The organism is Methylocystis sp. B8, from assembly GCF_005771425.1.
GTDB lineage: Bacteria > Pseudomonadota > Alphaproteobacteria > Rhizobiales > Beijerinckiaceae > Methylocystis.
In genome coordinates this window covers 153,706-179,877 of record NZ_VBTZ01000001.1, presented here as the reverse complement: position 1 = coordinate 179,877, position 26,172 = coordinate 153,706, and the positions used below count along the sequence as shown (strand labels likewise).

The 26,172-nt window shown below is 63.0% G+C and carries 17 protein-coding genes; 12 read left to right on the top strand and 5 right to left on the bottom strand.

Annotated elements, in window-relative coordinates; genetic code table 11:
- On the bottom strand, positions 1 to 393 hold the full coding sequence (locus tag FEV16_RS00865; protein ID WP_138165724.1) for an SH3 domain-containing protein: 393 nt from the start codon (positions 391 to 393) through the stop codon (positions 1 to 3).
- Between the two features lie 224 nt (positions 394 to 617).
- Between FEV16_RS00865 and FEV16_RS00860 the strand changes: the two genes are divergently transcribed.
- The 4 genes from FEV16_RS00860 to FEV16_RS00845 all read left to right on the top strand — a co-directional run bounded on the left by FEV16_RS00860 (position 618) and on the right by FEV16_RS00845 (position 15,383).
- On the top strand, positions 618 to 5,765 hold the full coding sequence (locus FEV16_RS00860; RefSeq protein WP_246657105.1) for a hypothetical protein: 5,148 nt from the start codon (positions 618 to 620) through the stop codon (positions 5,763 to 5,765).
- 17 nt (positions 5,766 to 5,782) lie between these two features.
- Positions 5,783 to 11,620, top strand: a complete 5,838-nt coding sequence (locus tag FEV16_RS00855; RefSeq protein ID WP_246657104.1) for an MG2 domain-containing protein — start codon at positions 5,783 to 5,785, stop codon at positions 11,618 to 11,620.
- Between the two features lie 267 nt (positions 11,621 to 11,887).
- Positions 11,888 to 14,110 carry a transglycosylase domain-containing protein gene (locus tag FEV16_RS00850; protein ID WP_246657103.1) on the top strand — a complete coding sequence of 741 codons (2,223 nt, stop codon included), beginning with the start codon at positions 11,888 to 11,890 and terminating at the stop codon, positions 14,108 to 14,110.
- 223 nt (positions 14,111 to 14,333) lie between these two features.
- Positions 14,334 to 15,383, top strand: a complete 1,050-nt coding sequence (locus FEV16_RS00845) for an AI-2E family transporter (protein ID WP_138166423.1) — start codon at positions 14,334 to 14,336, stop codon at positions 15,381 to 15,383.
- A gap of 74 nt (positions 15,384 to 15,457) precedes the next feature.
- Here FEV16_RS00845 and murA read toward each other — a convergent pair whose 3' ends face one another.
- Both murA and FEV16_RS00830 read right to left on the bottom strand, forming a co-directional pair.
- The gene (murA, locus tag FEV16_RS00840; protein ID WP_138165720.1) at positions 15,458 to 16,753 is read right to left on the bottom strand and encodes a UDP-N-acetylglucosamine 1-carboxyvinyltransferase; all 1,296 of its coding nucleotides are present in this window, start codon (positions 16,751 to 16,753) and stop codon (positions 15,458 to 15,460) included.
- Between the two features lie 241 nt (positions 16,754 to 16,994).
- Entirely contained in the window at positions 16,995 to 18,026 is a 1,032-nt protein-coding gene (locus tag FEV16_RS00830) for an AraC family transcriptional regulator (RefSeq protein WP_171015113.1), read from the bottom strand.
- Positions 18,027 to 18,151: 125 nt separating this feature from the next.
- Between FEV16_RS00830 and FEV16_RS00825 the strand changes: the two genes are divergently transcribed.
- The 3 genes from FEV16_RS00825 to FEV16_RS00815 are packed head-to-tail and all read left to right on the top strand — an operon-like array spanning position 18,152 to position 19,523.
- On the top strand, positions 18,152 to 18,547 hold the full coding sequence (locus FEV16_RS00825) for a hypothetical protein (protein WP_138165717.1): 396 nt from the start codon (positions 18,152 to 18,154) through the stop codon (positions 18,545 to 18,547).
- Positions 18,548 to 18,576: 29 nt separating this feature from the next.
- Positions 18,577 to 19,101, top strand: a complete 525-nt coding sequence (locus FEV16_RS00820) for a DUF2380 domain-containing protein (RefSeq protein ID WP_138165716.1) — start codon at positions 18,577 to 18,579, stop codon at positions 19,099 to 19,101.
- Positions 19,098 to 19,523, top strand: a complete 426-nt coding sequence (locus tag FEV16_RS00815; protein WP_138165715.1) for an SRPBCC family protein — start codon at positions 19,098 to 19,100, stop codon at positions 19,521 to 19,523. The genes FEV16_RS00820 and FEV16_RS00815 overlap by 4 nt, the downstream gene beginning before the upstream one ends.
- Positions 19,524 to 19,527: 4 nt before the next feature.
- Here the strand turns inward: FEV16_RS00815 and FEV16_RS00810 are convergent, their stop codons facing one another.
- Both FEV16_RS00810 and FEV16_RS00805 read right to left on the bottom strand, forming a co-directional pair.
- On the bottom strand, positions 19,528 to 20,745 hold the full coding sequence (locus tag FEV16_RS00810; RefSeq protein ID WP_138165714.1) for a beta-ketoacyl-[acyl-carrier-protein] synthase family protein: 1,218 nt from the start codon (positions 20,743 to 20,745) through the stop codon (positions 19,528 to 19,530).
- Between the two features lie 170 nt (positions 20,746 to 20,915).
- Positions 20,916 to 21,800, bottom strand: coding sequence for a UTP--glucose-1-phosphate uridylyltransferase (locus FEV16_RS00805; protein WP_138165713.1), 885 nt, complete (start codon positions 21,798 to 21,800; stop codon positions 20,916 to 20,918).
- A gap of 120 nt (positions 21,801 to 21,920) precedes the next feature.
- Between FEV16_RS00805 and galE the strand changes: the two genes are divergently transcribed.
- The 5 genes from galE to FEV16_RS00780 all read left to right on the top strand — a co-directional run bounded on the left by galE (position 21,921) and on the right by FEV16_RS00780 (position 26,138).
- Positions 21,921 to 22,910 carry a UDP-glucose 4-epimerase GalE gene (galE, locus tag FEV16_RS00800; protein WP_138165712.1) on the top strand — a complete coding sequence of 330 codons (990 nt, stop codon included), beginning with the start codon at positions 21,921 to 21,923 and terminating at the stop codon, positions 22,908 to 22,910.
- Between the two features lie 259 nt (positions 22,911 to 23,169).
- Positions 23,170 to 23,526, top strand: coding sequence for a metalloregulator ArsR/SmtB family transcription factor (locus FEV16_RS00795; RefSeq protein ID WP_138165711.1), 357 nt, complete (start codon positions 23,170 to 23,172; stop codon positions 23,524 to 23,526).
- Complete coding sequence (locus tag FEV16_RS00790; protein WP_138165710.1) at positions 23,501 to 23,965, top strand: SRPBCC family protein; 465 nt, start codon at positions 23,501 to 23,503, stop codon at positions 23,963 to 23,965. Before FEV16_RS00795 ends, FEV16_RS00790 begins: the two co-directional genes overlap by 26 nt.
- 26 nt (positions 23,966 to 23,991) lie before the next feature.
- Complete coding sequence (locus FEV16_RS00785) at positions 23,992 to 24,546, top strand: DUF3280 domain-containing protein (RefSeq protein ID WP_138165709.1); 555 nt, start codon at positions 23,992 to 23,994, stop codon at positions 24,544 to 24,546.
- A gap of 170 nt (positions 24,547 to 24,716) precedes the next feature.
- Positions 24,717 to 26,138: a D-alanyl-D-alanine carboxypeptidase family protein gene (locus tag FEV16_RS00780; protein WP_138165708.1), complete on the top strand. Its 1,422-nt coding sequence runs from the start codon at positions 24,717 to 24,719 to the stop codon at positions 26,136 to 26,138.
- Positions 26,139 to 26,172: the final 34 nt, after the last annotated feature.

Genomic DNA, 26,172 nt, shown 5'->3' with positions numbered 1-26,172 from the left:
CTAGCAAGGAAACCGGTTGTGGTAGCCGAACAGCTCGCCAAGCGGCCAGCTGTGGCGTAACTCAGTCGGCGGCCAGGTGAAATATTGATTGCTGCCTGAATAAGGATAGCCAAAATCGCAGCCCGACGTCTCGGTGACCCTCGAGGATACGAAGACAAGTTCGAGCGTCGCGACGAAAAAGCGCCTGTTTCCAACGGCGATGCGCGTCCAGCTCGGATCGTCGCGTATGATTTTGACTTCAGTCCCCGCCGGCGCCGTCTCAATCGCCGCATAGTGCTCCTCGGGACCTGCGCGGAGCACCGCCGGATAGGCCAGCATCAGCTTTATCGCCGCCGCTTCCTGGCCACACGAGAGCGCGGCGTAAAGAACCAAGGCCAATACCGACCGCCGCATGCCGAATTCTCCGGTTTGATGTGCGCTCGCGCAATCCCCAGTCACAAAACCTAGCCTAAAAGATATTTTGGCCGGCTCCAAACGGGCCGGTGGGAAAGAGCGCGTGGGACAAGGGCATGAAGGAATCGTCGCAGCAAGAGGCGCATCGCTCTCGACTCAGGCGCGGCGCGCGGCCTATGCTCGCAACCAGCGGCGATGCGCCCCTCCCGGCGAATCCCCGGCTGGTGTACGGTACGCTTATGCGGCGGATCGCGTTCTCTCTTCTCGCTGCGTCCGTGGCGTATTTCGCGCAGCCCTTATGGCGCGCCACGCAAACCGCCGTCGCCGAAACAAGAGCGAAACAAGCTTCAATCAGTTTTGCGCCGAGCGAACTGCCAGCGGACCATGACGGCGCGAGTCTTCTGACCGTTCCCGCGCTAGGCCGCTATTCGATCCGCGCAAAAAGTCCATCAGGCGCGCGCATCGAACTCGTCGACATGATCGCCGGCCCGCTTGATTCAAGCGGCGCGCCCGGCCTGCGCGACGGACGCATCGACGCCTTGCTCGATAAGGGCGTCTACAAGCTGCGTGTCTTCGGCGTGAAAGGCGCAAACGGCAAGACGGCGCTGTCCGCACAGAATTTCGTTGAAGCAGAAGGATCGAAACCGACGCTCGCGCCGGGACGCATTCAAAGCGGCGAACTCGGGGATCTGCAGCAACGTTCCTATGCCTTCGACGTCGGCGCGGAAAGTCGTGTAAGCCTCGAGGCGATCGGTCGCGCGCTCAGCGAGCTGCGCGTCTGGCGCGCCGATGGCGAACTTGTCGATCTCGCTTTCGAACAGGAAACGGTTGAAACAAAGCCCGGCCGCGCCATGAACCGGCTGCGCCTCGAAGGCGCATTGGAGCCGGGACGCTATGTCGTCACCGCCTACGGCGGCGAAAAACTCGTCTGGGCGCAAGGCGACGCTGCACAGCCTTTCATGCTGCGGCTTGAAGAGCCGACGTTGCTTGCAGCTGGCGTCGCCGAGGGGGTGATCGGCCCGTTCGGCGCCGCGCGCTTCGATGCGCCGGCAAGCTACGACGCCTTCCGTCTCGACCTTACGCAGACAACGCCCGCGCGGCTCGAAGCGCGGCGCAATGAATCGAAAGAGATCGCGACGATCTCGAAGAACAGCCGAACGCCCTCCGCAAACGTCCGACTAGCCTCTGACGGCAAAACGAACGCGCGTCTTGAAGTCTCCGGCTATGAGGGCCAGGCGTTCACATTGCGCGGTTTGCGCCAATCGGATCACGAAACGTTCGAGGCGTCAGGACCGCATCTCGTCAGCGTCGACCTCGCTGGCGACGGCGGCGATGAAGCGCCGGCGACAGCGCTCTTCGCGCGTATCGAGCGCGACGGCAAGACGCGGGTGATCGCTTCTGACGCGCCGCGCATCGACGCTGGAAAGGCGTGGCGGGGAAAATTTAATCTGTTCGGCCCGACGTCGATCCTCTTCGAGGCGACGCGGGATGGGCTCGTCGCAATCGACGCAAAAGGCGTCAAGATCGACGCCTTCATCGAACCCGCGCTTGGCGCGCTCGCGCCGCGCGCGGACGGGAAAAACTCAGCGCGCTACGATCTCCAAGCGGGCTATTATTTCCTGAGGCTAGAGCCGAAAGGCGACTCTGGCGGCGTCATCGACGTGACGCTCGGGCCTCCCGGTCTTTCTGCGCCAGCGCCAGCGCCGACGCTCTCGCGCCCATCCATTTCTTTTGGGACTCAGACGCTCGAAAAAGAGGGCTCCTATCTCATCCTGACGAATGTCGCGCCGCAACTTTTGACCGGGCCGCGCGTCGTCGCGCTTCCCGCCGAACTCGACAAGGCGCCATTAGCTATATGGCAGGACGCCGGCAAGGAGCTTGCGCTGCCTGTTCGGCTTCCAAAGACCGGCAAAGTGGTTGCGCGCGATTCGCGTAACGTCGATATCGCGCTGACGTACGCCGATCAAAGAGAAGAGAACGAGCAACGCCTCGCGACGATAAGGATTGCCGCCGCCGAAAAATCGCGCGCGCTCGGGCTCATCTTCGTTCCTGAAACCACGCCGGCGAAGGTGGAAGAATCGGGTAAGCCGACATCGATGGCGCTTTCCGCTTCCGTTGCGCGTCCGGCCTTCTTTGATCTTACGCGCGATGAAACGAAGCGTCTGCGCTTTGATGTCCCTCAGGGCGGCCTTTATCGAGTCGAAACGCTCGGGCGCATGAAGACGGCGCTTCGCGTCGGCGCCAATGTTTCGCCGCGCCTTGGCGAAGGCGAAGCGAATGGCCCTGGCGCCAATGCGCTTGTGACGGCCTTTCTGCGCGCCGGCGCCTATCGCGCGGCCGTAACGGCGAAAGACTCTTCCGGCCATTTGGGCCTTGCCATCTCGCCAGCGATTCTCGCGCCGACGGCGAAACTCGTCGACGCAGGAATTGCGCGCGCAACGCTCGATTCAGGCAAGGGCGCGATCGTGCCGATCGAGATCGCGCGCGAGGGCGAATATCGCATCGAGCTTCTCGGACTGAAGCAGAAATGGCGCGCGAGATTGGAGGACGCCGACGGCTGGCCGCTCGCGGCGCCAGGCGAAACGCAGCGCCTGACGCGGCGATTCGAGAAGGGCGCCTATCGGCTGGTCGTCATGCCCAAAGACGTCGAAGCGCGCATGGTCGCGCGACTGACGCCAGTCGTCCCCGCGAAGACGCTGGAGGGCCACGGCCCACATCCCCTGCCCTTCGGCGAAACGCAGCGGCTGCAATGGCGCGAGCCACAGGCGCGCGACGCGACGCGCGCGCCGGACCTCTGGCGCTTCTCCCTCTATGGTGACGCCGAGATCGATCTTTCGATCGGCGAAGGCATGGTCGGCGAGATTTTTAAAGGCGAGAAGGAAAGCGTCGGCAAGGTCGCTGCTGGCAGGCCGTTCAAATCGAAGCTCTCAGCGGGGGATTACCGGGTCGAGGCGCGAAGCCTCGCGCATGACGACCGTCTCGACTATGAGATTTCACTCGACTCGCAAGAGTTGCAGCCCGGCGCCACGCGCGCGATCGAACCACCGACGCGCGTCGATCTCTCACTGGCGAAGGACAGCGTCGTCGATCTTTCAAGCTTCGGCGCGATCGAAACCATCGGCGTATTGAAGGACGGCAAGGGCGACGTGATCGAGCGTCTGCAGCCACGCGTCGACGACTGGAATGTCGCCCTGTCCCGACGGCTGCCCGCTGGAAATTACCGGCTCGAGCTCGAGCCGCTTGGCGCTCAGCCGAGCGCGCCTGTTGAAGCTCAGGAAGCGTCCAGCGAGGAAACCGTAGAAGTCTCCAATGATGGGGAGGCCTCCGGCGAAGGCGCCAGTCAAGAAGAGACGGCCGAAAACGATGACGCGCCATTAAGCGGCGTCGAGCTTCGGCTGTCGCTGCTTGAGGAGAAGAATGGCGGCCCGCTGCCGTTTTCGGGCGAGAAGACGTTGAACGGCGCCGGCGCGCATATCCTTTCCCTCGCCCCGGCGCCCGCCGGAAGTCTCGCATTGATCGCCGCGCGCTCGGAAAGCGATGCCGCTATCTCGATCGAGCGGCGCGACGCCGATGGCAAATGGCGCGCGATCGGCGTGGAGCGCGGACGCAGCCCCGTCGCCGCCTGGCCTGCAGCCGGAGACAGGGAATTGCGCGCCGTCGTTTGGTCGATCGGCGGCGGCGACGCGCCGATTACGCTTTCCGCGCGCGCGGTCGAACGTCGCGCGCGCCAGCTCGGCGACGTCGCGCTCGATCCAGTCGAAGGCGTCGCCGGAGTCTGCGTCGGTAAAGTCGCGGCGCCCGACTCTTCGCTCGTGACCCTCGACACGCAGCAAGACGTCGCCGCCGGCTCGATGGCTGCAAGCTTATTGCGCCCGGCGCGCTCGGGACCGCTGGCACCGCAAGCGCAAGATCTGTGGCTGATAAGCCGCGGGGATTGTTCTGCGCGCATCGGCGTCGCCGCCTTCGACTGGAAGGGCGCTGAGATTTCGCTCGACATCGGCGAGGGCGAGCGCGCGCATCTTGTTCCCCTCGCGCCGCCCGCCGGCAAGCAGCGGCTGTGGCTCGCGCGTTCCGCCTTCGCGCAGCCCGCGCTCGACGGCGGGCGCGGCGTCGGCGTCGCGCCGGGGGCCGCCTTGACGCTTGCGGGCGAAGCGCCGCTCGCGCTTTGGAACGCCGAAGGCAGCGCGCCGATGCGTGTGGCTTTAAGTGCGATCGACGTCGACGCCCGGCCGGCAGTGAAAGGCGGCGCGCTGTTTTCGGGAATTATCCCGCCGATGAGCGTCCAGCCTATAGACATGGACGAGGCCGCCGGTCCGCTCGCAATTGACCTCGCGGGTGGGCTCGCCGCTTTTGCCGAGCCCCGCGTCGTCTTCGGCGATGGCGCCGCAACATCGCGCATTCTGCATGGCGTCAAATCGCGCGCGCTTCTCGTCAATCTGACGCAAGCGCCGCTGCCGGCGCGCATTGCGCGCGAACCGGGCGAGAACCGGCGCCTCGACGTAACGCGCGCCTTCACGCGTTTCTTCCCCGCAGCCGGGCAAATTTCGCTGCCGCTCGATGCTGGAACGAACGACAGGCTGATTGTCAGCGGCGCGAGAGCAACCGTCATTTCAAACAATGGCCGTATCTCCCGCGGCGAGAACATCGCGCTCGATGGCGCGGGCGAAGCGATCATCGATCATGGGCCCGGGCTCGTCGCCTTTTGGATCGAGCGCGCGGGAGCAAGCCCCTGGCCGACGCCAGCGGCGCGCGCGCTCAATCCGCCACAGCGCGTGACGCTCGAAGGCGCAGCGATGCGCTTCGCGGTCAAGAGCGACAAGCCTGCGTTGTTGAAAGCGACGGGCGCCGCGCCGGCGATCGTCAGTTTTACCCAAAACGGCGGACGCGAGACGCTGGCTTTCGCGAATGGCGTCGATCTCAGTCGCTACATGACGCCGGGCGAAGCGACGCTCGACATTTACGCGCCCTATGAAGGAACGCTCTCCGGCGCGCTCGATATTTCGACGCAGCCCGTCGTTGAGGCGCATGAAGGCGTCAACGACGCCGTGGCGGCGTCGCCCGGCGCGAGCGCTCTCTTCAGCTTCGAGGTGAAGGAAGCGCGCGACATCGGACTCGGCATTCGCGGCGAACCCGACCGCGTCAGCGCGCGGCTCATGGATGCGCAAGGCAAAGCGCTCGGCGAAGGCGTCGCGCAGACGATGAAACTCTCGCCCGGCCGCTATTTCCTCGAGGCGCGAACGCCGCCTGACGCTCCCGCGACGACGATCCGCGTCGCGATCGTCGGACTGTCTCCGCCTGTAAACGCCCCACCGGCGGAAATCGTGGCGGAGCTGCTCGATAAAGCCGGCATGAAGAAAAGCAAAGCGCAATGACTTTGAAAGGCGCGGCGATGAAAAAACTTCTGCTTCTCTTTCTTTGTGCGCTCTTCGCCGCTGCGGCGCCGCTGCGCGCGGAAACGCCGCCTGTGTTCGACCACGCGCAACGCGCCGACGGCACACGCGTGGCGCCAGACAAATTTCTGCGCGCCTATGAACCGGTGACAGTCTTCTTCGGCAGCGACACCGGACCGAAGAACGGTGGCGCGGAAGACTCGCCGCAAAAATATGTGACGATGACGCCGCAGCCGGCAGGTGAATGGCGCTGGCTCGGTCCGCGCACTTTGCAATTTCGCCCCGCCGACGCCTGGAAGCCGCTGTCGCGCGTAAGCGTGAAACTCGGTTCGGCGGAAACGAAACTCGTCGCGCTGCTGCCGATGCCGCGATCAACGAACCCGGCCGAGGGCGCGGATCCGCAACTTGAATTGACGCAGATCGCGCTCACCTTCGCCGAACCCATCGACGTCGCCGCGCTGGCGCGGCTGCTCACGATTGAAGTTCGTCCTTCGCCAGGCATCTCGCCACAGGGCGGGCAAATGCTCAGCGCCTCGGCCTATGAGATCCGCGCGCTGGAGCGGGGCGAACGCGCCGAGGAACAGACCTATGTTATCCGCTTCCGTGAAAGGATTGCGGATGGCCGGGTCGCCATCCTGCGGCTGCGCCTTTCCGACGAAGCCGGTTTAGACGACCAGACCTATGAATTGCGGCTGCGCACCGCGCCGCCTTTCGTCGCGACCGAAGCAAGTTGCGGGCGCGGCTGGAGCGACGATCGCGCCGACAATGTGCTGCGCTGCGCGTCCTATCTCATGTCGCCTGCGCCGGAGAGCGGCGAAGAGGAAGGCGGCGAGGTTGCTACGCCGCCCTATTCCGCCGCGAGCAAGCGCCAGCTCGCGCTCTCTTTCAACGCCACGCCCGAGACGCTCGACATTTTGCGCGCGCGCGAGGCGTTGCGAATTACGCCGCCCGTCGACGATCTTGCCGTCGAGAGCGACGGCAGGCGACTGCGCATCGTCGCGAAATTCCTGTCCGACCGCGTTTATGAGCTTTCGATCGCGCAAGGCGCGATGAAAGACTCGCAAGGACGTGCGCTTGCGACCGCATTCACGCAGCGCTTCGCCTTCACCCGCGATGTGCCGGCGCTGCAATGGGACGCGGGCTATGGGGTCGCGGAACGCTTCGGTCCGCAGCTGCTGCCGGCGCGCGGCCGGGGATATGACCGCGCCGACATCCGCATCCACGCCATCGATCCGCTGTCGCGCGATTTCTTCCCCTTCCCTGCGCATGGCGTCGACACGAGCGATTCCGACGCCCCGCCCCTGCCCGGCAACGAGCCGAAGACATGGAGCGAAAACGCCAACATCGAGGCGGACGCGATCAAGCAGCGCATCAAATCGCTCGGCTCGCCGGCAGTGTCGCGACTCGTCGATCTGCCGATCCGCCGCAACGGCCCTGACGCGAAATTCGGCGTCGATCTTAAGGAGGACTTCGCCAAGATCAGCGGCCGCGCACAGCCGGGAACCTATCTCGTCGGCCTGCGCGCCGTCGATGACGACAAACGCCGCTGGCTCCGCGTGCAAATCACCGATCTCACGCTTTCGGCCGTCGAAGAACCAACCCGCGTGCGCTTCGCCGTCACGTCGCTCTCGACGACGCAGCCAGTGAGCGGCGCGCAAATCCGCGTCGAAGGACTGAAGGACGAAAAATTCGTCACGCTCGCGAGCGGAACAACCGACGCTTCGGGCTTCTACGCCTGGACGCCGGATAAGCGCGGCGCCGGCGAAGCGCGGCGCGTGGTCGTGAACAAGGGACTGGATACGCTCGTCATCGACCCCAATAGCGCGCCTTCGGAATATTCGCGGGAAATCTGGTCGAAGCCAGAGTCGGAATGGCTTGCCTGGACAAGCGAGGCTGACCAGCCACGCGCCGAAAAATCGCGCACGCTCTGCCATCTCTTCTCCGAGCGGCCGATTTATCGGCCGGAGGAAAGCGCGCATATCAAAGGATTCGTGCGCAGCTACCGCGGCGGGGCGCTGAGTCTGACCAAGACCGGCGGGACGCTTGTCGTAACGGGGCCCGGCAATCAGGAATGGCGCATACCAGTGAAGCTCGACGCGAGCGGCGGCTTTTATCACAAATTCGATGCGCAAACTCAGGCGACCGGCGACTATTCGGCGCGGTTCGAACCGGACGCGCCAAAAAAGGCCAAGAAGTCCGAAGAGCAGAAGAGCGAAACGGATGAAACCGCTGAAGGAGAGAATGGAGCGGCGGAACCCGCTCAAGACATCTCCTGCGGCCAGTTCACGTTCAAAAAGGAAGCCTATCGTCTGCCGACCTTCGAAGTGGTGCTCAATGCGCCACAGACCGTTGCGCTCGACGGAACCTTCGACGTCGATCTCCTCGCCCGCTATTTCGCTGGCGGGCTTGCGGCTGACCGCCCCGTCAAATGGCGCGCCGCGCAATTTCCGCATGTCTTCACGCCGCCAGGACGCGAAGGCTTTCTCTTTTCGACAGACGCGCGCTTCTCCGGCGACGGCAAGTTCAAATCGACCGCGGTGCTCGAACGCGATCAGCGCACCGACGCCGGCGGCGCCGCCCGCATGACTTTCGACACCGCGATCGAGCCGACGGCGCAGCCGCGCCGCTATTCTATCGAAGCGACGGTGACGGGCGACGACGGCGTCGAAGTGCGCAATGTGCAGAACGTCATCGCGCTGCCGCCCTTCGTGCTTGGCGTGAAGACGCCGCGCTATGTCGAGCGTCCAGGCGCCATCACGCCGGAGCTCATCGCCATCGACGGCAAGGGCGAGGCGGTCGTCGGCCTGGAGATGACGCTGCGGCTCATCAAGCGCAATTGGATTTCGACGCTGCAGGCGTCGGACTTCGCGCAAGGGGCAGCGAAATATGTCACGCAGGCGCAGGACGACGTCCTGATCGAACGCAAGGTGACGAGCGCGAAGGAGGCCCAGAAGGTCGAATTGGAGACCCGCAACGCCGGCGTCTATGTCGTGCAGCTGGAGGCCTATGACAGGCTCAAGCGCCGGCAACAGGTGAGCGTCGACTTTTTCGTCGGCGGCGACACGCCTGTCACCTTCGCGCGTCCGCCGGCCGAGTCCGCGACGATCACGACCGACAAGGACAAATATGCGCCGGGCGAGGTGGCGACGCTCATCATCCAATCGCCGTTCCAGAATGCGCGCGCGCTCGCCATCATTGAACAGCCGAACGGCGTCTATGACTATGAGTTCGTCGACATCGCCAATGGCTTCGGCCGCTATGCGCTGCCAATAAAAAAGGAGCAGACGCCGAAGCTCGCCGTTCACTTCCTGATCATGCGCGGACGGCTGAAGGATGCGCCGCCGCAGCCGACGGCGACCTTCGATCAGGGCAAGCCCGTCACCATTGCCGCGACGAAATGGGTCGAGGTGACGCCCGTAAAGAACATCGTCAATGTGAAGCTCGAACATCCGGCCAAGGCGCGCCCGGGCGAAGCGATCGAGGTCGCGCTGCGGCTTTCGGACGACGCCGGCAAGCCGCTCTCCGGCGAGGCGACTTTCTGGATGGTAGATCAGGCGGTGCTCTCGCTCGCAAAAGAACGGCCGCTCGATCCGCTGCCGGATTTCATTGTCGAGCGCGAAACGAAGATGGCGGCGCGCGATACGCGCAACATGGCCTTCGGCGTCATTCCGCTCGAGGAAATCGCCGGCGGCGACGGCGACGAACTTCAGGAATGGGGCGCCGAGAACAATATCTCCGTGCGCAAGAATTTCACGCCGGTGCCGATCTATCTGCCAAGCGTGAAGATCGGTCCAGATGGCGTCGCCAAAATCAAGGTGCAGCTTCCCGATACGCTCACCGTGTTCAAGCTGCGCGCCAAAGCGGTGAGCGGTTCCGACCGCTTCGGCGCCGCCGGCGGCGAAATGCTGATTCGTCAGGCGCTGGTCGCGCAGCCGGCGCTGCCGCGATTTATTCGCCCAGGCGACGCGTTCGACATCGGCCTCGTCGCGCGCATCGTCGAAGGACCGGGCGGCGCCGGCAAGGCGTCGATCGCGGCGCCGGCGCTGACGCTCTCAGGCGACGCGAGCCGCAAGATTGAATGGACTCAGAACAAGCCTGTGCGCATCGATCTGCGCGCCGCGGCGCCTGCCCAACTCGCAGGCGATGCGACGCTCGGCTTCCGCATAGAGCGCGACGCCGACCACGCGAAAGACGCGGTCGAGATCGCCCTGCCCGTGAAGGAGGATCGCGAAGCGACACGCCGCTTCGAACTGGTCGAGATCGCCCCCGGCGAAACGAAGACAATTGCTTCCGCTGGAGAGCAGGCGCGGCCCGGCAGCTTCTCGCGCGAGACGATCGTCGCCGCCGACCCGTCGCTTGTGAAGCTCGTCGCCGGACTGAATGCGCTCGTTGAATATCCCTATGGCTGCACCGAGCAGCGCTTGTCGCTTGCGCGCGGCGGATTGGCGCTAAAAAGCTTCGCGCCAATACTCGCTGCGGCAGGGCTGGAGGATCGCGTCTCAGCCAATGTGAAATCGACGGCGCAAATCATCGATCAGTCGATCGACGCTGACGGGCTCGTGGCCTTCTGGCCGCGCGCGCGCGGCACTGTCTCGCTGACCGCCTGGGCCTATGATTTTCTTGCGCGGGCCGAGCGCGCCGGAGAGCCGATCGACAAGAGCCTTTTGGATCGTCTCGCCAATATCCTCAAATTGTCGTTGCGCTCCGATTATCCGCGGCTGCTTTCGGGCGATGAATTGCGCGAGCGCGTCGAAGCGCTTTCAGCGCTCGCCGAAGGCGGCAAGCTCGACGAATCCTACGTCGCGGAATTTGCGCGTCGCGCCGACTTCCTCCCCAACATCAGCGTCGCGCAGATGGCCTCCGCCGCCGCGCTTCTCCCTAATGTCGATCAGCGCGCGCTCGCTGGGCTCATCGATACGATGTGGGGCCGCGTGAAATTCGCGAGCCGCAATGGCGTGCAGGTCTATGCTGGTCAGGCGGCGGAAAGCGCTACGCCGATCATTCTGCCTTCCGAGACGCGTAACCTCGCCGAGATGGTTCGCGCAGCGGGGCTCGTCGCCTCAGGCGATCCGCGCGCCAATGCGCTGCGCGACGCGCTGCTGCGGCTTGGCGAAGGCGACGGCTGGGGAACGACCAACGCCGACGCCGCCGCGATCGAAGCGCTGGCCGAAGGCTGGCGGCGGCCAGTCGCGTCGATCGGCCTGACTTTCAATGATGGCGGACAGGATCGCGCGTTGTCGATCGACGCGAACAATCCCGTCGCCCGTCACCTGTCGAAGAGCGAGGGACCGCTGAAAATCGCCAATGGCTCCAATGCGCCGCTTGTCGCGATGATCGAGACCAGCTACATGCCAGCCGAGCCCGGCGCAAAGGCTCAGCCGACAAGCGACGGCTTTACGATCACAAGACAGAGCTGGCGCGTCGAAAACGGCAAGGCGCCGCAGAAGATCGAACCCATCGACGGCGTTCTTCAGATGAAACAAGGCGATCTCATCGAGGAGACGGCGGAAGTGGTCAATCCCGAAGATCGCACGCATATCGCGATCTCGATCCCGCTCGCCGCCGGCTATGAGCCGCTCAATCCCAACATCGCAACCGCGCCCGCCGAGGCGCAGCCCTCGATCGCGCCGACGCTGCAGCCAAGTTGGGTCTCCTTCGGCGATGACCGCGTGTTCTACGCATATGATTCGCTACCGAAGGGAACCTACCGTTTCGCCTTTCGCCTGCGCGCGCAGACGGCGGGAGCCTATACGCAGCCGGCTGCGCTCGTCGAGGCGATGTACAAGAAGGGCCTTCGCGCGACCAGCGCGGGAGCGAGAGTTGAGATTGGGAAGTAGCCGCATAACCCTCCCTCATCTTGGGAAGTAGGCGCGTAACACTCTCCTCTTGGGAGAGGGTGGCCCCGCCAAAGGGCGTCTATATAGACGCCCGTCGTAAACCACGGGCTTTTGGCGGGGTCGGGTGAGGGGAAATAATCTTTGTAGGTTCGACGCAACCGCATGACAGCACATGTCGCAACCCCTCACCCGGCTGCTCCGCAGCCACCCTCTCCCAAAGGGAGAGGGTTCGCGCGCGCAATCGCTCTGGCTCTTATTGCAACATTCGTGGCGGGCGCCGCTTGGCTCTCGCGTGAGGCGCTGTCACGCGCCGAACTCGTTTCTCCACGCGCAAGCGCCATCGTTTACGACCGTAACGGCGCCTTTCTGACCCAGATCGGCGAAAGGATGCTTGATCGCGCGACGAATGCGGCGCGCGTCGATTACGGCTATTGGCCGCTGAAGACTGTCCCGCAAAAAATTGCGCATGCGACTCTCGCTCTCGAAGATCGCCGCTTTTACGCTCACCCCGGCGTCGACATTCGCGCGCTGCTGCGCGCCGCCTGGCGCAATCTGATGTTGCGCGGCAGACGTGAAGGCGCTTCGACGATCGCCATGCAAGTTGCGCGCATGCAGGGCGAGAGGCCGCGCAGCTTTGGCAAAAAGCTGATGCAGGCCGCGACGGCGCTCGCCATCGTCGCGCGTCACGGACATGAGGCGACGCTCGCACATTATCTGCGGCTCGCGCCCTACGGACTTAACGGACATGGCGCCGCCTACGCCGCGCGCTTCTATTTCGACAGACCGGTCGAAGATCTCTCCTGGGCGCAGGCAGCCCTGCTCGCCGCCATTCCGCAATCGCCTGGACGCATGAACATCACGCGCGAAAGCGGCCTCAAATTGGCGGCCGCGCGCGCCCGATACGCTCTCGCGCGACTAGAGGAAGAAGGCGCGCTCGACGGCGCGCAGACGGCGCTGGCGCGCGCAGAGCTCGATCACATGCGACCGCTCGACGCCAAGCGCCGTCCTGAGGCGCTGCACCTCGCGCTACGTTACGAGGCGCTCGCGCGCGAGGGCTTGGCGCTGCCCGTCTCAGACGGCGACCAACGCATCAATGCGACGATCGATATGGAGGTCGAACGAGAGGTCCTGCATCTCGCTCGCCGCTATCTTTCCAATTTTCGTAACCGTGGCGCGCGGCAAGTCGCGGTCATGGTCGTCGAGCGAGGAACGAACGCCGTCATCGCCGATGTCGGCTCATCGGACTATCGCGATCCGCAGGCAGGCGCCTTCGACTTCACGCGCGTGCGGCGCTCGCCTGGTTCGACGCTGAAGCCCTTCATCTATGCGCTGGCGTTCGAGCGCGGCGCTCTTAAGACGACAGATCTTTTGAACGACATTCCCGAAGGGGCGTCGGGCGTATCGAACGCCGACGGACTCTATCTCGGACCGTTGACGCCGCGTCAGGCGCTCGCCAATTCCCGCAACGTGCCGGCGACGAATCTGCTGCGCCGCGTCGGACTTGAGGCAAATTTCAATTTCCTTCGCGACCTCGGCCTGCATGATCTCGAAACGCCGGCGGAGAGTTTTGGAATTTCCATGGCGATCGGCGCGCTGCCGACCAGGCTTGAGGATGTGATGCGCGCCTACGCGGCGCTCGCTGACGACGGACTTATGCGCGAGCTTGCATTCACGCGCGGAGAAGCGCGGCGTGCGCGGCGGCGCGTGCTGTCGGTCGACAGCGCGCGTCTGATCACGTCCATGCTTGCCGACCCGCAGGCGCGGCTTCCATCCTTTCCACGCTACGGACCGCTCGAATATCCTTTCGCCGTCGCCGTGAAGACCGGAACGTCGCAAGCCTATCGCGACGCCTGGACGGTCGCCTTTTCGCACAAATTCATTGTCGGCGTGTGGATCGGGCGCGGGGACGCTGGCGCGATGCGCGCGATGACAGGCGTGTCATCGGCGGCGCGGCTTGCTCACGCCGTATTTGCGAAGCTGCATGGCGCGACGCCCGGAGACATCGCGCCGGAAACATTTGCGCCGCCGCCAGGCCGCGTCGCCATAGACCTCTGTCGCGCCGGCGACGGCGAATGCGCTCAGACTCTGCGCGAATGGGTTAGGCCGGCGGAGGCGCGCGAGGCCGAGGCTCGCTCTGCGATGCCTCATTCAGGCGCGCCGGGCGCAAGTCAGGCTCCGACAGGCGCATCGGACGCGGGGCTCGAACAGCTCCAAGAGCATGGCGCCTCGCTCGTCATCGCGACGCCGGAGCACAATACGCATATCTGGCGAAATCCGGAGCAGCCCGAGCGCTTCAACAGACTGGCGTTGAAGCTCGCGCCGACCAGCGCGGACGCACAGATCGTCTGGACGATCGACGGCGAGCCCTTCGTCACGGCGCAGGCGGACGAAACCGTGTTTTGGCCGATGACGCCCGGCGCGCATCGCATTCAGGCGCGGCTTGCGCTCGCCCCGGTCGCATCGCGCGCGGTGAAGATTGTGATCGAGTGAGAGTGGCGCCAGGCTTGTTATTCCCGACAGGCTGAAGGTCTGATCGGGAATCCAGGGGCGCCTCGTCCCATCAATGGATTTTTGTTGGATTCCCGATCGCGCGCAAAGGGCGCGCCGGGAATGACACTCCGCAATAATGGCCTCTCACACGCGCCCAGTAGATGGTTTTCAATGCAGCGCTAGAATTACAGCTAGATACCGACCGCGAATCAACGGGTGCAAGATGGATAACCAACTCGTGACCATCATGGCTGCGCTCGTCATAACGTTCGTTGTGCTCGCAACGTCTTCCATGGCCCAGGTCGTCATTGAGCCGGTGATTTTTGCGATATTTATAATCGCCTTGATCTGGCCGCTGCAGAAGGCGCTCCAGTTCCGAATGCCAAAAGCTTTGGCGCTGCTGATCACTATTGTCGTGACGCTTGCCGCCGTTATCGCGCTTACATCGATGGTTGTATGGGGAGGCGGCGAGATCGCCGACTGGACCCGTCAGAATCTTTTGAAAATTGGAGCGACATTCCGCAATTCCACGACGTGGCTGGAAGATCACGACATATTTGTGATGTCGCATGTGACGGAAAATTTCGACGCCGCGTGGTTGGTCGGCTTTCTAAAAACAGTCGCGATAAGGGTCAATGTTCTTGTTGGTTTCTCTCTTCTGGTCTTCATATTCTTGATCATGGGCCTTGTCGAAACAGAAGATTTTCAAGATCACATTATGAAACTAAAAGACCAAGAAACAAGTCGTCGTTTGTTGACGGCAAGCCAGTCGATCGGGAAGAAATTCCGCAAGTATATGATCGTCCGCACAATTGCGAGCATTGCGACGGCCGTCGCTGTCGGCGGTTTCGCTCTGCTCATGAGACTTGAGCTTGCCGCCGCCTGGGCGATCCTCGCATTCGCGCTTAACTATCTACCTTATATCGGGTCGTTGATCGTTACCGTTTTTCCAGCGTTGTTTGCTCTTGTTCAATTCGATTCCTGGCAAACCGCGATGCTCGTGTTCGTTGCTCTCGCTGTGATTCAATTTGTCATCGGCAGCTATCTCGAGCCGCTCATTTCGGGTTCGGCTTTGGCGATTTCACCATCCGTTGTCGTATTTGCAGTCGTTCTCTGGACTTTCTTATGGGGCGTTCCAGGAGCCTTCATTGGGGTCCCGCTGGCGATCGCCTTTCTCACGCTCTGCGCACAGTTTCCGTCAACTCAGTGGATCGCGACGATGTTCTCTGGAGCGTCGCAAACCCCCGATCGCCGCCGGACTGAAGCCAACTGAATTCAAGAGAATCGATAGAGTCCGAGGCGCCTGACTAAACGCCAGGCCTCGTCAGTCCTTGGCTAAGATCGCTCTCACCCCTGTCCGCTGATGCGCTCGATTTCCGCGCCGCAGCCACGCAATTTCTTTTCCAGCCGCTCGAAACCGCGATCGAGATGATAGACGCGGTTGATCGTCGTCTCGCCGCGCGCGGCGAGCCCCGCGATGACGAGCGACACTGACGCGCGCAGATCTGTCGCCATCACCGGCGCGCCTTCAAGATAATCCGACCCCGTCACGATGGCGGTGTCGCCTTCAAGCTTGATATGCGCGCCGAATCGCGCCAGCTCCTGCACGTGCATGAAGCGATTTTCGAAAACCGTTTCGGTAATGCGGGATACGCCCTTGGCGCGCGTCATCAACGCCATGAACTGCGCTTGCAGATCGGTTGGAAAGGCCGGGAATGGCGCGGTCGTGACATCGACGGATGAAATGCCCGCGCCATTGCGCGCGATGCGCAGTCCTTCATTCGTTTCACTCACGCTGACGCCGGTCTCTTCGAGCACATCGAGCGCCGCCTGCAGAAGATCAGCGCGCGCGCCGGCGAGAAGAACGTCGCCGCCCGTCATCGCCACCGCCATAGCGTAAGTGCCGGTTTCGATCCGATCAGGCATGACGGCGTGTCTTGCGCCATAAAGCGAACCGACGCCTTCGATCTCGATCGTCGATTGGCCCGCGCCCTTAATGCGCGCGCCCATTTTCACGAGGCAGTCGGCAAGATCGACGACTTCCGGCTCGCGCGCGGCGTTGTGCAACACGGTGGTTCCGCGAGCGAGCGACGCCGCCATCAGCGCCGTATGCGTGCCACCGACCGTGACCTTCGGAAAGTCAATCTCGGCGCCGACAAGACCTTCCTTCGCCGTGGCGACGACGTAGCCGTTCTCGATGTCGATCTTCGCGCCAAGTTTTTCGAGCGCCATGAGAAGAAGATCGACCGGGCGCGTGCCGATCGCGCAGCCGCCGGGAAGCGATACGCGCGCCTCGCCCATTCGGGCGAGAAGCGGCGCCAGCACCCAGAAGCTCGCGCGCATGCGCGAAACCAGTTCATAAGGCGCGGTGGTGTCGACGATCTCGCGCGCGGTAAGCTGAACGGTGCGGCCCGCATCGACAGAATCGCCGGCGCGTTTACCCGCGATAGCGTAATCGACGCCATGATTGCCGAGGATGCGTTCGAGCAGCGTCACATCGGCGAGAAGCGGCATGTTGGCGAGCGTCAAAGTCTCGCGCGTCAGGAGCGACGCGATCATCAGCGGCAGAGCGGCGTTTTTCGCGCCCGAGATGGGGATCACGCCATTGAGCCGGCTTCCGCCGACGATCTTGATCTTATCCATCACCCCTCGCTGTCGGTTTTCGAATCCCCGCCGTTTTTGGCTGGCGTCTGGCCATTTAGCGCGCGTTCGCGCTCTTTGCGACGGGCGAGATTAGCGCGCAAAGCGGCGGCAAGCGCAGCCTTCTTTTTCGGCGCGCCCTTAAACTTCCGGTCAAAATCCGCCCCTTTTGGGGCGCCCTTTCGCTGATCGTCGTCGCTGTCTGCCATATTTTGCAAACGTTATTCGTAAAAACCCCTTCCTACTAAGGGCGTTGTCCCAGGGACGGCAAGCCTGTTTCACATGCTCGCGCCAATGCGGCGCGCCGCCAGGCGCGTGGGCTCTCGCCTGTCCAGGCGGCAAAAGCGCGCGAAAAATGCGCGGCGTCGGAATAGCCGAGTTCATAGGCGATCTGCGTGATCGGCGTCGCTCCGTCTCTCAAGCGGGTTCGCGCCTTCGCGAGAACGACGCGGCGGCGAATCGCATCGAAGCTCTCGCCCTCCTCAGCGAGCCGGCGTTGCAAGCTGCGCGCCGAAAGCGCCAAACGTCGGCGCACGGCGTCGATCGTGGGACGTCGCTCCAACAAGGCGAGTTCTACGAGTCGCTCGACGGCGGCAGAAAAGTCGGTCGGCGAAGGCATGTCGTCGATACGCGCGTCGTCAGGGTCGACACATGCCGGATTGGCGTTGCACAAGCATTCTGCAGGAAAAACCAGCGCGGCTTTTTCCCCGGCCGCAATCTCGCAGCCTAAAAGGTCTTCAAGCGTCGCGCGCTCCGGCGGCTTTCGCGGCAGCGTGACCCGCAACGCGCCGACACGAAAATGTTTGAGCGCGGAGATCATATAGCCGAAGGCGAGCAATTCGTTCTTCTGCCGCCCGACAGGCGCATCATCCAATATTTCATATGTCCACGCCGCGAGGCGCGCCGCGCTCGCTTCGGTCTGCTTAAGATCCATGCGCGTCATCGACTGTAACATCGATTGAATGCCAAAGTTGCAGCGCTGAATGGCGTTTTCGAGCGTCGGCGCCGTTCGCACGCGTCTGCCGAAGAGTCCGAGCCCTTCCATCCCCGCCTGCATGGAGAGGCGCAGCGGCAGCGTTTCGTCGTCCAATTCACGCGCGGCGTGCTCGACGAGCGCGAGTTGGTCTCTCAACAGGATGAGCTGTTCAGGCGCCTCAATCAGGCGCAATGGCAATTCGGCCTTGCGGAAGACACGCGCGACCGAGCCGCCGGCGCGCTCGACCGCTTCCGCGACGGGCCCCATCGAACGCGCCTTAGTGAAGCCGAGAGCGGCCACGAACCTCCCCTATTCCAATAGAAAATGCGTCTCGCGCGAAACTTCCACCGCTGGCGCGAAATGGCAAGTTCTCCGCTCTCCAGCGCCTAACCTCGGCGCGACTGACCTTTGGAAGGAGGCGGGCCATGATCGGCTCTCTCGCGCCTCATGCGCAAACATTCCTGCTCGCGCTCGGCTCTTTGACCCTCATTCTTTTCTCGATCCCGATCGCCTTCGCGCCGCTCTTCTGGGCGCGACTCGTCGGCTGGGAAATTCCGTTGGAGCACGATCTCACGGTCTATTTCGGCCGTTGTCTCGGCGCCTTCGCGCTCATCTTGAATTTCTTCATGCTTCGCGCCGCATTGACCGGAGAAGCCTTAACGCCGACATTCGAATTCATGGCGATGGTCTGGGCGACGATGATCGTCGTGCATATCGTCGGCGCGGTCCAGCGCGTGCAGCCGATTATCGAGACGCTGGAAATCGGCTTCTGGATCGCGCTGGCGCTGCTCACCGCGGCCTTTTGGCCCGTTGCGAACTGAGGACTCCCCACGCAGGAAAGGAATCGCACATGCCTTACGCGCACGCGCGGACGCCCTTGATCGCCGCAATGACGCTCATCGTCGCGACGCTTGCCGGCGCATGGGCCCAAGCCGTCGCGCCGGCGACGATCGCCGTCCTCGATTTCGACTATGTCGACACCTCCGGCGAGGAAAAAGACCAGAGGGACCAGCATGAAGCGCGGCTGCGCGCATTCGGCGCGGCGCTGCGCCAGGACCTTGACGCCGGCGGCGCTTACAGGGTCGTGACGCTCGATTGCGGTCCCGTTCCCTGCTCGGCGGGCCGCATGACGCCGCAGGCGCTTTTCGAGGCGGCGAAAAAGGCGGGCGCGCGGCTCGTCCTTTACGGCGGCGTGCATAAGATCAGCACGCTCGTGCAATTGGCGCAGGCGCAAATCGTGGATGTGGAGAAGAATCTCCTGATCGACGACCGCCGCCTCACCTTTCGCGGCGACGACGACGAAGCCTGGCGGCGCGCAGAACAATATCTGGCGCGACAGATTGCGGAAAGCGCGAGAGCGGAGCAAGTGAAATGAATGCGATGGTCAATATAACGAAGCGGCTCGACGCCTCCGCTGAGCGGGCTTGGGCGGCGATTGCCGGAATTGGCGGACTCGATCGCTGGTTTCCGATCATCTCCGACTGCCGCGTGGAAGGCGCTGGCGTCGGCGCCCTGCGCATTATGAAGCTGACGACCGGCGAAGAAATGCGCGACAACATCGTGGAAATCGACGCCGGCGCGCGACGACTGCGCTACGAACGCCCGCATCATCCTTTTCCGGTGAAAGACTATGCGGGCGTCGTCGAGATTCACGACGATGGCGAAGCGCACAGCGTCCTGTCCTGGACGGTGCGCTTCGACGTCGACGCCGAGCATCGGGACGAAATCATAGCGCTCGTCCACTCAGCGATCTCGGATGGCGTAGACGGATTGAACAAGGAATTGCGGGAAGCGTAACCAATCAAATCGCGCGAACGACAAGCGTCGCGTTGATGCCCCCGAAGGCGAAGGAATTCGACAGCGCGACGCGGATCGGCATTTCGCGCGCGACATTAGGAATGGCGTCCACCTCGCATTTCGGATCCGCTTCAAGAAAATTGATCGTCGGCGGCGCGACCTGCTCCCGAAGCGCGCTGATGACGATCGAAAGTTCGAGCCCGCCGCTTGCGCCAAGCGCATGGCCATGCACGGGCTTCGTAGAGGAAACCGGCGGCGGCTTATCGCCAAAGACGGCCCGCATGGCCTGTGATTCGGTGATGTCGTTGGCGTAGGTCGCCGTGCCGTGGGCGTTGAGATAGTCAACGTCTCCCGGCTCCAGTCCGGCGCTTTCAAGCGCGAGCCGCATGCAGCGGGATGGGCCTTCGACATCGGCGCGCAGCGGATCGAAAGCGTCGCTCGTCGTGCCATAGCCGGCGAGTTCGCAGAGCGGCGTTGCGCCGCGCGCCTGCGCCCTTTCCAGCGTCTCGAGAATGAAGACCGCAGCGCCTTCGCCGAGAGTCATGCCGTTGCGCTTTTGCGAGAACGGACGGCAAAGGTCAGGGGTGAGAACGCGCAGGGCTTCCCATGAGCGAATGGCGCCATTGGTCACGCAGGCTTCGGCGCCGCCGGCGATCGCCCGATCGGCGCGGCCAGCGCGCAGCATCTCGAAGGCTTCGCCGATCGCCTGAGTCGCGGAGGAGCAAGCAGAGGCGAGCGCGAAAGTCGGCCCCTTCGCGCCATAGCGCATGCCGAGCGTCGTCGGCGCGGCGCTCGGTATGAGGCGCGGCACGGTCAGCGTGTCCGGCCGGGTCTCGATCTTATATTCCTGATAGGCGTTGTTATCGATCGTCGTGGCGCCGCCGATGCCTGTGCCGATAATCACCGCCGTTCGTTGCCCGCCGACCTCTTTTCCCGCGAACCCGGCCTGGGCCAGCGCCTCATCGGCGGCGACGATGGAGAACTGAGTAAAGGGATCGCAATACGGAAGCAGTTCGGCTTCGAGATATTCGGCGGCGTCAAAGTCCGGGACCTGCGCCGCGATGCCGATTCGTCCGGTAAAGGGCCGCGGCAATTTCACCGGCCGCACGCAAGAGACGCCGTCGCGCGCCGCGCGCCACAGCGCCGCCGCGCCAACGCCGGCCGCCGACACTGCGCCCATTCCAGTAATGACGATTCTGCGTGCGGCGCCTTGTTGCGGCATCAGCGTTCAATCCCTCGCTTGAATTCAATCACGCGCGGCCGCGCGCCGATCTGAAAAGCCCTTCCAATGGTTTAATGAAGCGCGCGCGCCAACGTCAAACTGGCGCCCAGGACTGGGGCGACAGTTCGACGAGCGACATGCCTAAGCCTATGTTTTTACGGTATATACGCTTAGTCGAGCAGTTTTTTCAGCTCGGCGCGCAGACCGCCGGCGACATCGGGCCGTGCGAGGCCGAAAGCGATATTGGCCACGAGAAATCCAAGCTTCGAGCCCGTGTCATAGGTGCGTCCGTCAAAACGCACGGCATGGAAGGGCCGCGTCTTCGCAAGATCTATCATGGCGTCCGTAAGTTGAATTTCGCCGCCGGCGCCTGTCTCATGTTTGCCGAGCGATGCGAAAATCTCCGGCTCCAAAATATAGCGACCGGAGATGATGAAATTGCTCGGCGCGGTTCCCTGTGGCGGCTTCTCAACCATGCCGGTGATTTCGAAGGTCGCGCCATAATCCTTGCCGCGCGCCACGATCCCATATTGATGCGTCTCTTCCGGCTTTACTTCCTCGACGGCGATGATATTGCCGCCATGCTTTTCGTAAGCCGCGACCGCCTCTGCAAGGCAACGCGATGTTTTGCCCTTTGCCGGAAGCGTGATCATATCAGGGAGCAGCACCGCGAAAGGCTCGTCGCCAATGATGTCGCGCGCGCACCACACGGCGTGGCCGAGTCCAAGCGGCGCCTGCTGGCGCGTGAAGCTTGTTGCGCCGGCGGCCGGCAGGTCTGACATCAGAGCTTCATATTCCTTCAACTTGTTGCGGCGGCGCAGCGTGTCCTCGAGCTCATAGGCCATGTCAAAGTGATCTTCGATGGCGCCCTTGCCTCTCCCCGTGACGAAAACGAAATGTTCTATTCCGGCCTCACGCGCCTCATCGACGACATGCTGTACGACCGGCCGATCAACGACGGTCAGCATCTCCTTCGGCACGGCCTTGGTGGCGGGCAGGAAGCGCGTGCCGAGGCCAGCGACGGGGAAAACGGCCTTGCGAATGCGTTTGCTCATGGAAAAGCCTGGTGAGGGTTGAGACGGCGATGGGGTGATAGCGGCAAATCAGCGCGGAAGCGACTCGCCGGGGCATTGCGGCGCTAAATTGGGCGGAAGAAACGAGAGGAAGGTTGCGGCATGAGGGTTCTGGTGACGGGCGGCGCGGGCTATATCGGCAGTCATACTGTACTCGAGCTGCTTGACGCCGGCGAACCTCCGCCCGTGGTGCTCGATGATCTTTCGACCGGCTTCCGTTGGTCGGTTCCAGACGGGGCGCCGCTCGTCATCGGCGATTTCGGCGATGCGGACCTCGTCACGGGTTTGATCGAACGCTATGCCGTTGATGAAATCATTCACTTCGCCGCAAAGATTGTCGTTCCCGACTCCGTCGCCGATCCGTTGGGCTATTATCTCAACAATACGGCGAAAGCGCGCACGCTGCTCGCGACGTCGGTCGCGCGCGGAATCAAGCGCTTCATCTTTTCTTCGACTGCCGCCGTCTACGGCGATCCGCTGCACAATCCGGTGACCGAGGACGAGCCGCTAAAGCCGGTTTCGCCTTATGGGCGGTCGAAACTCATGGTGGAATGGATGTTGGAGGACACCGCGCGTGCGCACGGACTCTCCTATGTCGCATTGCGCTATTTCAATGTCGCCGGCGCCGACCCGAAGGGCCGTTCGGGACAATCGACGCCAAACGCCACACATCTCATCAAGGTCGCCGTGCAGACGGCGCTCGGCCTGCGCCCGAAACTGCAAGTTTTCGGCGACGATTACCCGACGCCGGACGGCACATGCGTGCGCGACTATATTCAGGTCACCGATCTTTCGCGCGCCCATCTCGACGCTTTGCGCTATTTGCGCGAGGGCGGCGCCAATCTCGCCGCCAATTGCGGTTATGAGCGCGGCTTTTCCGTTCTCGAAGTCATCGAATCGGTGAAGCGCGTTTCGGGCGTTGATTTCGACGTTGAAATTGCGCCGCGTCGGCCGGGCGATCCCGCCGCGATCGTCGCCGCCAATGAGAGAATCCGTCAAGCCCTCGGCTGGACGCCGCAATATGACAACCTCGACGAGATCGTCCGTCAGGCGCTCGAATGGGAAAAGCGTCTCATTGCGCGCGTCGGCTGATTGAGACTGAGGTTGATCCCTTCGAGCGAAGCGAAGCAATCCAGAATCATGAGCCGACCTTTGGATTGCTTCGTCGCTGCGCTCCTCGCAATGACGGCTGTAGGGGCTGCGACTACAAAAAAGCAAGGTTGCCCGATCGCTTGCTTTGCGAGCATCGGGAATGACATCTGAACTGTTCCAACAAACATAGCTGCGAAAAAACTTAAGCAATTGATGAAGTTTTCCTTGCCCTTGCCGCCGTGCGATGATAGTTAAGCAAATGCCTAAGCGTTCGGCCAACCTCGATCTCATGTTCTCCGCGCTCGCCGATCCGACGCGGCGCGCCATGATCGAGCGCCTCGCGCGGGGGCCGGCGAATGTCAGCGAACTGGCCAGGCCGCTGAAAATATCGCTCCCAGCGGTCATGCAGCATTTGCAGACTCTGGAGCAGAGCGGGCTTGTGACGAGCCGAAAAGTCGGGCGCGTGCGCACCTGCCGCATCCAGCCGAAACGGTTTGACGCCGTGCAGGCGTGGCTTGGCCGACAACGTGCGGAATGGGAAGCGCGTTTCGATCGCCTGGACGCATTCTTGGAGAAAAACGAGGAGCAGGATGACCGATCAAAGCCTCGATCTTGAAATTTCGCGCCTCCTGAATGTCCCTCGCGCGCGCGTCTGGAAGGCCTGGGCTGATCCGGCGATCCTGAAGGAATGGTGGTGTCCGCGACCCTGGAAAACCGAAGTTCGCGCCTTCGACTTTTATCCTGGCGGGGCCTTTCACACCTTTATGAGCGGGCCAGATGGCGGAGAAAGCGACAACCCCGGGTGCTTTCTCGATATTGCGCCGCAGGAGCGCATCGTCTTCACGTCAATGCTGGTCGGGGGCTGGCGCCCTGCGTCGCCCTGGCTCGCGTTTACCGCGATCCTGACAATGGCCGACGAAGGCTCGGGCACCCGATACGTCGCGCGCGTCCTGCATAAGGACGACGCCGAGCGCCAGCGGCACGAAGAGCTCGGATTTTACGACGGCTGGGGCGCGTGCATTTCACAGCTCGAAGAGGCGGCGCAGAATGTATAATGGATAAAATGGAGGCGAGCTTTGCGATGACAAACAAGAAATGCGTCCTCGTCCTAATATTGGCGCTCATGGCGGGCGCAATCGGGCTTATCGCGAGCGCTCACGCAGAATCGTCGCCGCCAATGAAACTCGCCGTGTTCGACATCGAGCTCGACGATTTCACCGCCGGAGGACCGATCGCCGGCGAAAGCCCGGAAGAGACGGCGCGCCTTCAAAAAATGACAGCGCTCGCGCGCGAACTTCTGACCCAGTCCGGGCTGTTCGAAATCGTCGACGGAAGCGCTTCGACGGATCAGAGAGTGAAAGATCATTGGCTGCGCAAATGCAACGGCTGTGACGCCGATATCGCCCGCGCGCTTGGCGCCGACTTGTCATTCGTCTGCTTCTTTCGAAAAGTCAGCGTGATGGAGCAATATCTCGAAATGCGCATTCGCGACGCGCGCACCGGGCGACTGACGCATGTCTCGCAAACGGACCTGCGCGGGGAAACCGACCAGTCCTGGAGCCGCGCGCTGAAGTTCCTGATCAGATATCAGCTCGTCGAGCCGGAGCTCGCGCGTCGAAATTCTGTTCAGCGCTAACGGCCCCGTCCGCGCTTCTTATGGAGATTATGGTTAACAGTTCGCAAATCGCCGCCCCCGAATCGCCCAAATCCGCGCCTATTTCGGATGAGCGCCTCGGCGCTATTATAATTAAGTGGCGTTTTCATTTGATCCCGTGCGCTTGAGCGCCGGGTGACGGGGCTAGGCGGATGATCTTCTCGAAATCGACTTTCATTGCCGCAAGCAGCGCATTGTTGATCGTTTTCGGCGCATCGGCGCCCGCCCGAGCGGCGCCATCGATCGTCGTTGATGTGGCGTCGGGGGCCGTGCTCTCGCATGATCAGGCGACCGCCTCCTGGTATCCCGCCTCTCTGACAAAGCTGATGACGGCTTATGTCGCGCTTGATGCCGTGCGACAGGGCCGCATTTCGCTCGACACGCCGGTGATGATGTCGCCGCGCGCCTGCCGCATGGCGCCTTCCAAGATGGGTTTCAGGCCAGGCTCGGAAGTGACCCTGCACAATGCGCTCGTCATGCTGATGGTGAAATCGGCGAATGACATTGCCGTCGCCATCGCCGAAGGCGTATCGGGCTCGGTCGAAGCCTTCGCCGACGAAATGAACCGCGCCTCCGCTTCTCTTGGCATGACGCAGTCGGCATGGGTCAATCCGAATGGTCTTCCTGATGACCGGCAAGTCACTTCGGCGCGCGATCTCGCCATTCTCGGCCGCGCGCTTTACGTTCAATTTCCCGAGCACGCCAATCTGTTCAATATCGGCGCGATGCAGCTCGGCAGGCAGATCATTCCCACGCACAACCAAATGCTTGGCCGTTATCCTGGCGCTGACGGGATGAAAACCGGCTTCACCTGCCCCGCGGGATTCAATCTCGTCGCCTCCGCTACCCGCGGCGGCCGGCGGTTGATCGCCGTCGTGCTCGGCGCGCCCAATCCCATGCTGCGCACCGCGAAGACGTCGGCCTTGCTCGACCGCGGCTTCCAGAGCGGCGCGGCTCTCGCATCCCTATCCTCCCTGCCGAATACTGGCCCCACCGCGGCGCCTGACATGCGCGAGGCGGTCTGTCACCACCGGGGACCCGCGGCGGCGCAATTCTTGGCGGAGATCGAAGAGGCGTCCGCGCCGGTCGCGGCGACAGGCATCCCGCTACTCGACACCATGAGCCCCGCTCAGCCGCATATGAACGCCAAAGAAGTCGCGCGGCTGCCGCGCCCGCGCTTTGAGGCCGTTTCCGTCTATGTCGGTCGCGCGCCAGGCTATGTCGGGCCGGTGGCGCGTACGCGCGCGCCGGGCGCTCCCGTGGGCGAACAGGACGATCTATCCGCCTATGCGTCGCAGCCTGAGCCAGGCGACGCGAATGCTTCGCCGATCAGCAAACCTGCCCCGGATGCGGTGTCGCTACGCCGCGCCGCCAAGCATGCAAAGGCCGTGAAGGCCGCGCGCGCGGCGAAGGCGGAAGACGCCAAGGTCCAAGTGATCGAAGCTGAGCCGGCCGTAAAGCCTAAGGCGACGAAACACGCAGCCAAGCCGAAAACAGCCGCGCCTCCCGCCGAAGTTCAAAAACGGGCCGTCGCCCCGAAGACTCGCGCCGCTACCGAACAGGGCAAGAGCTAAGAGCGCCACGGTTCGTTCGTTCTGGAAACGCGCG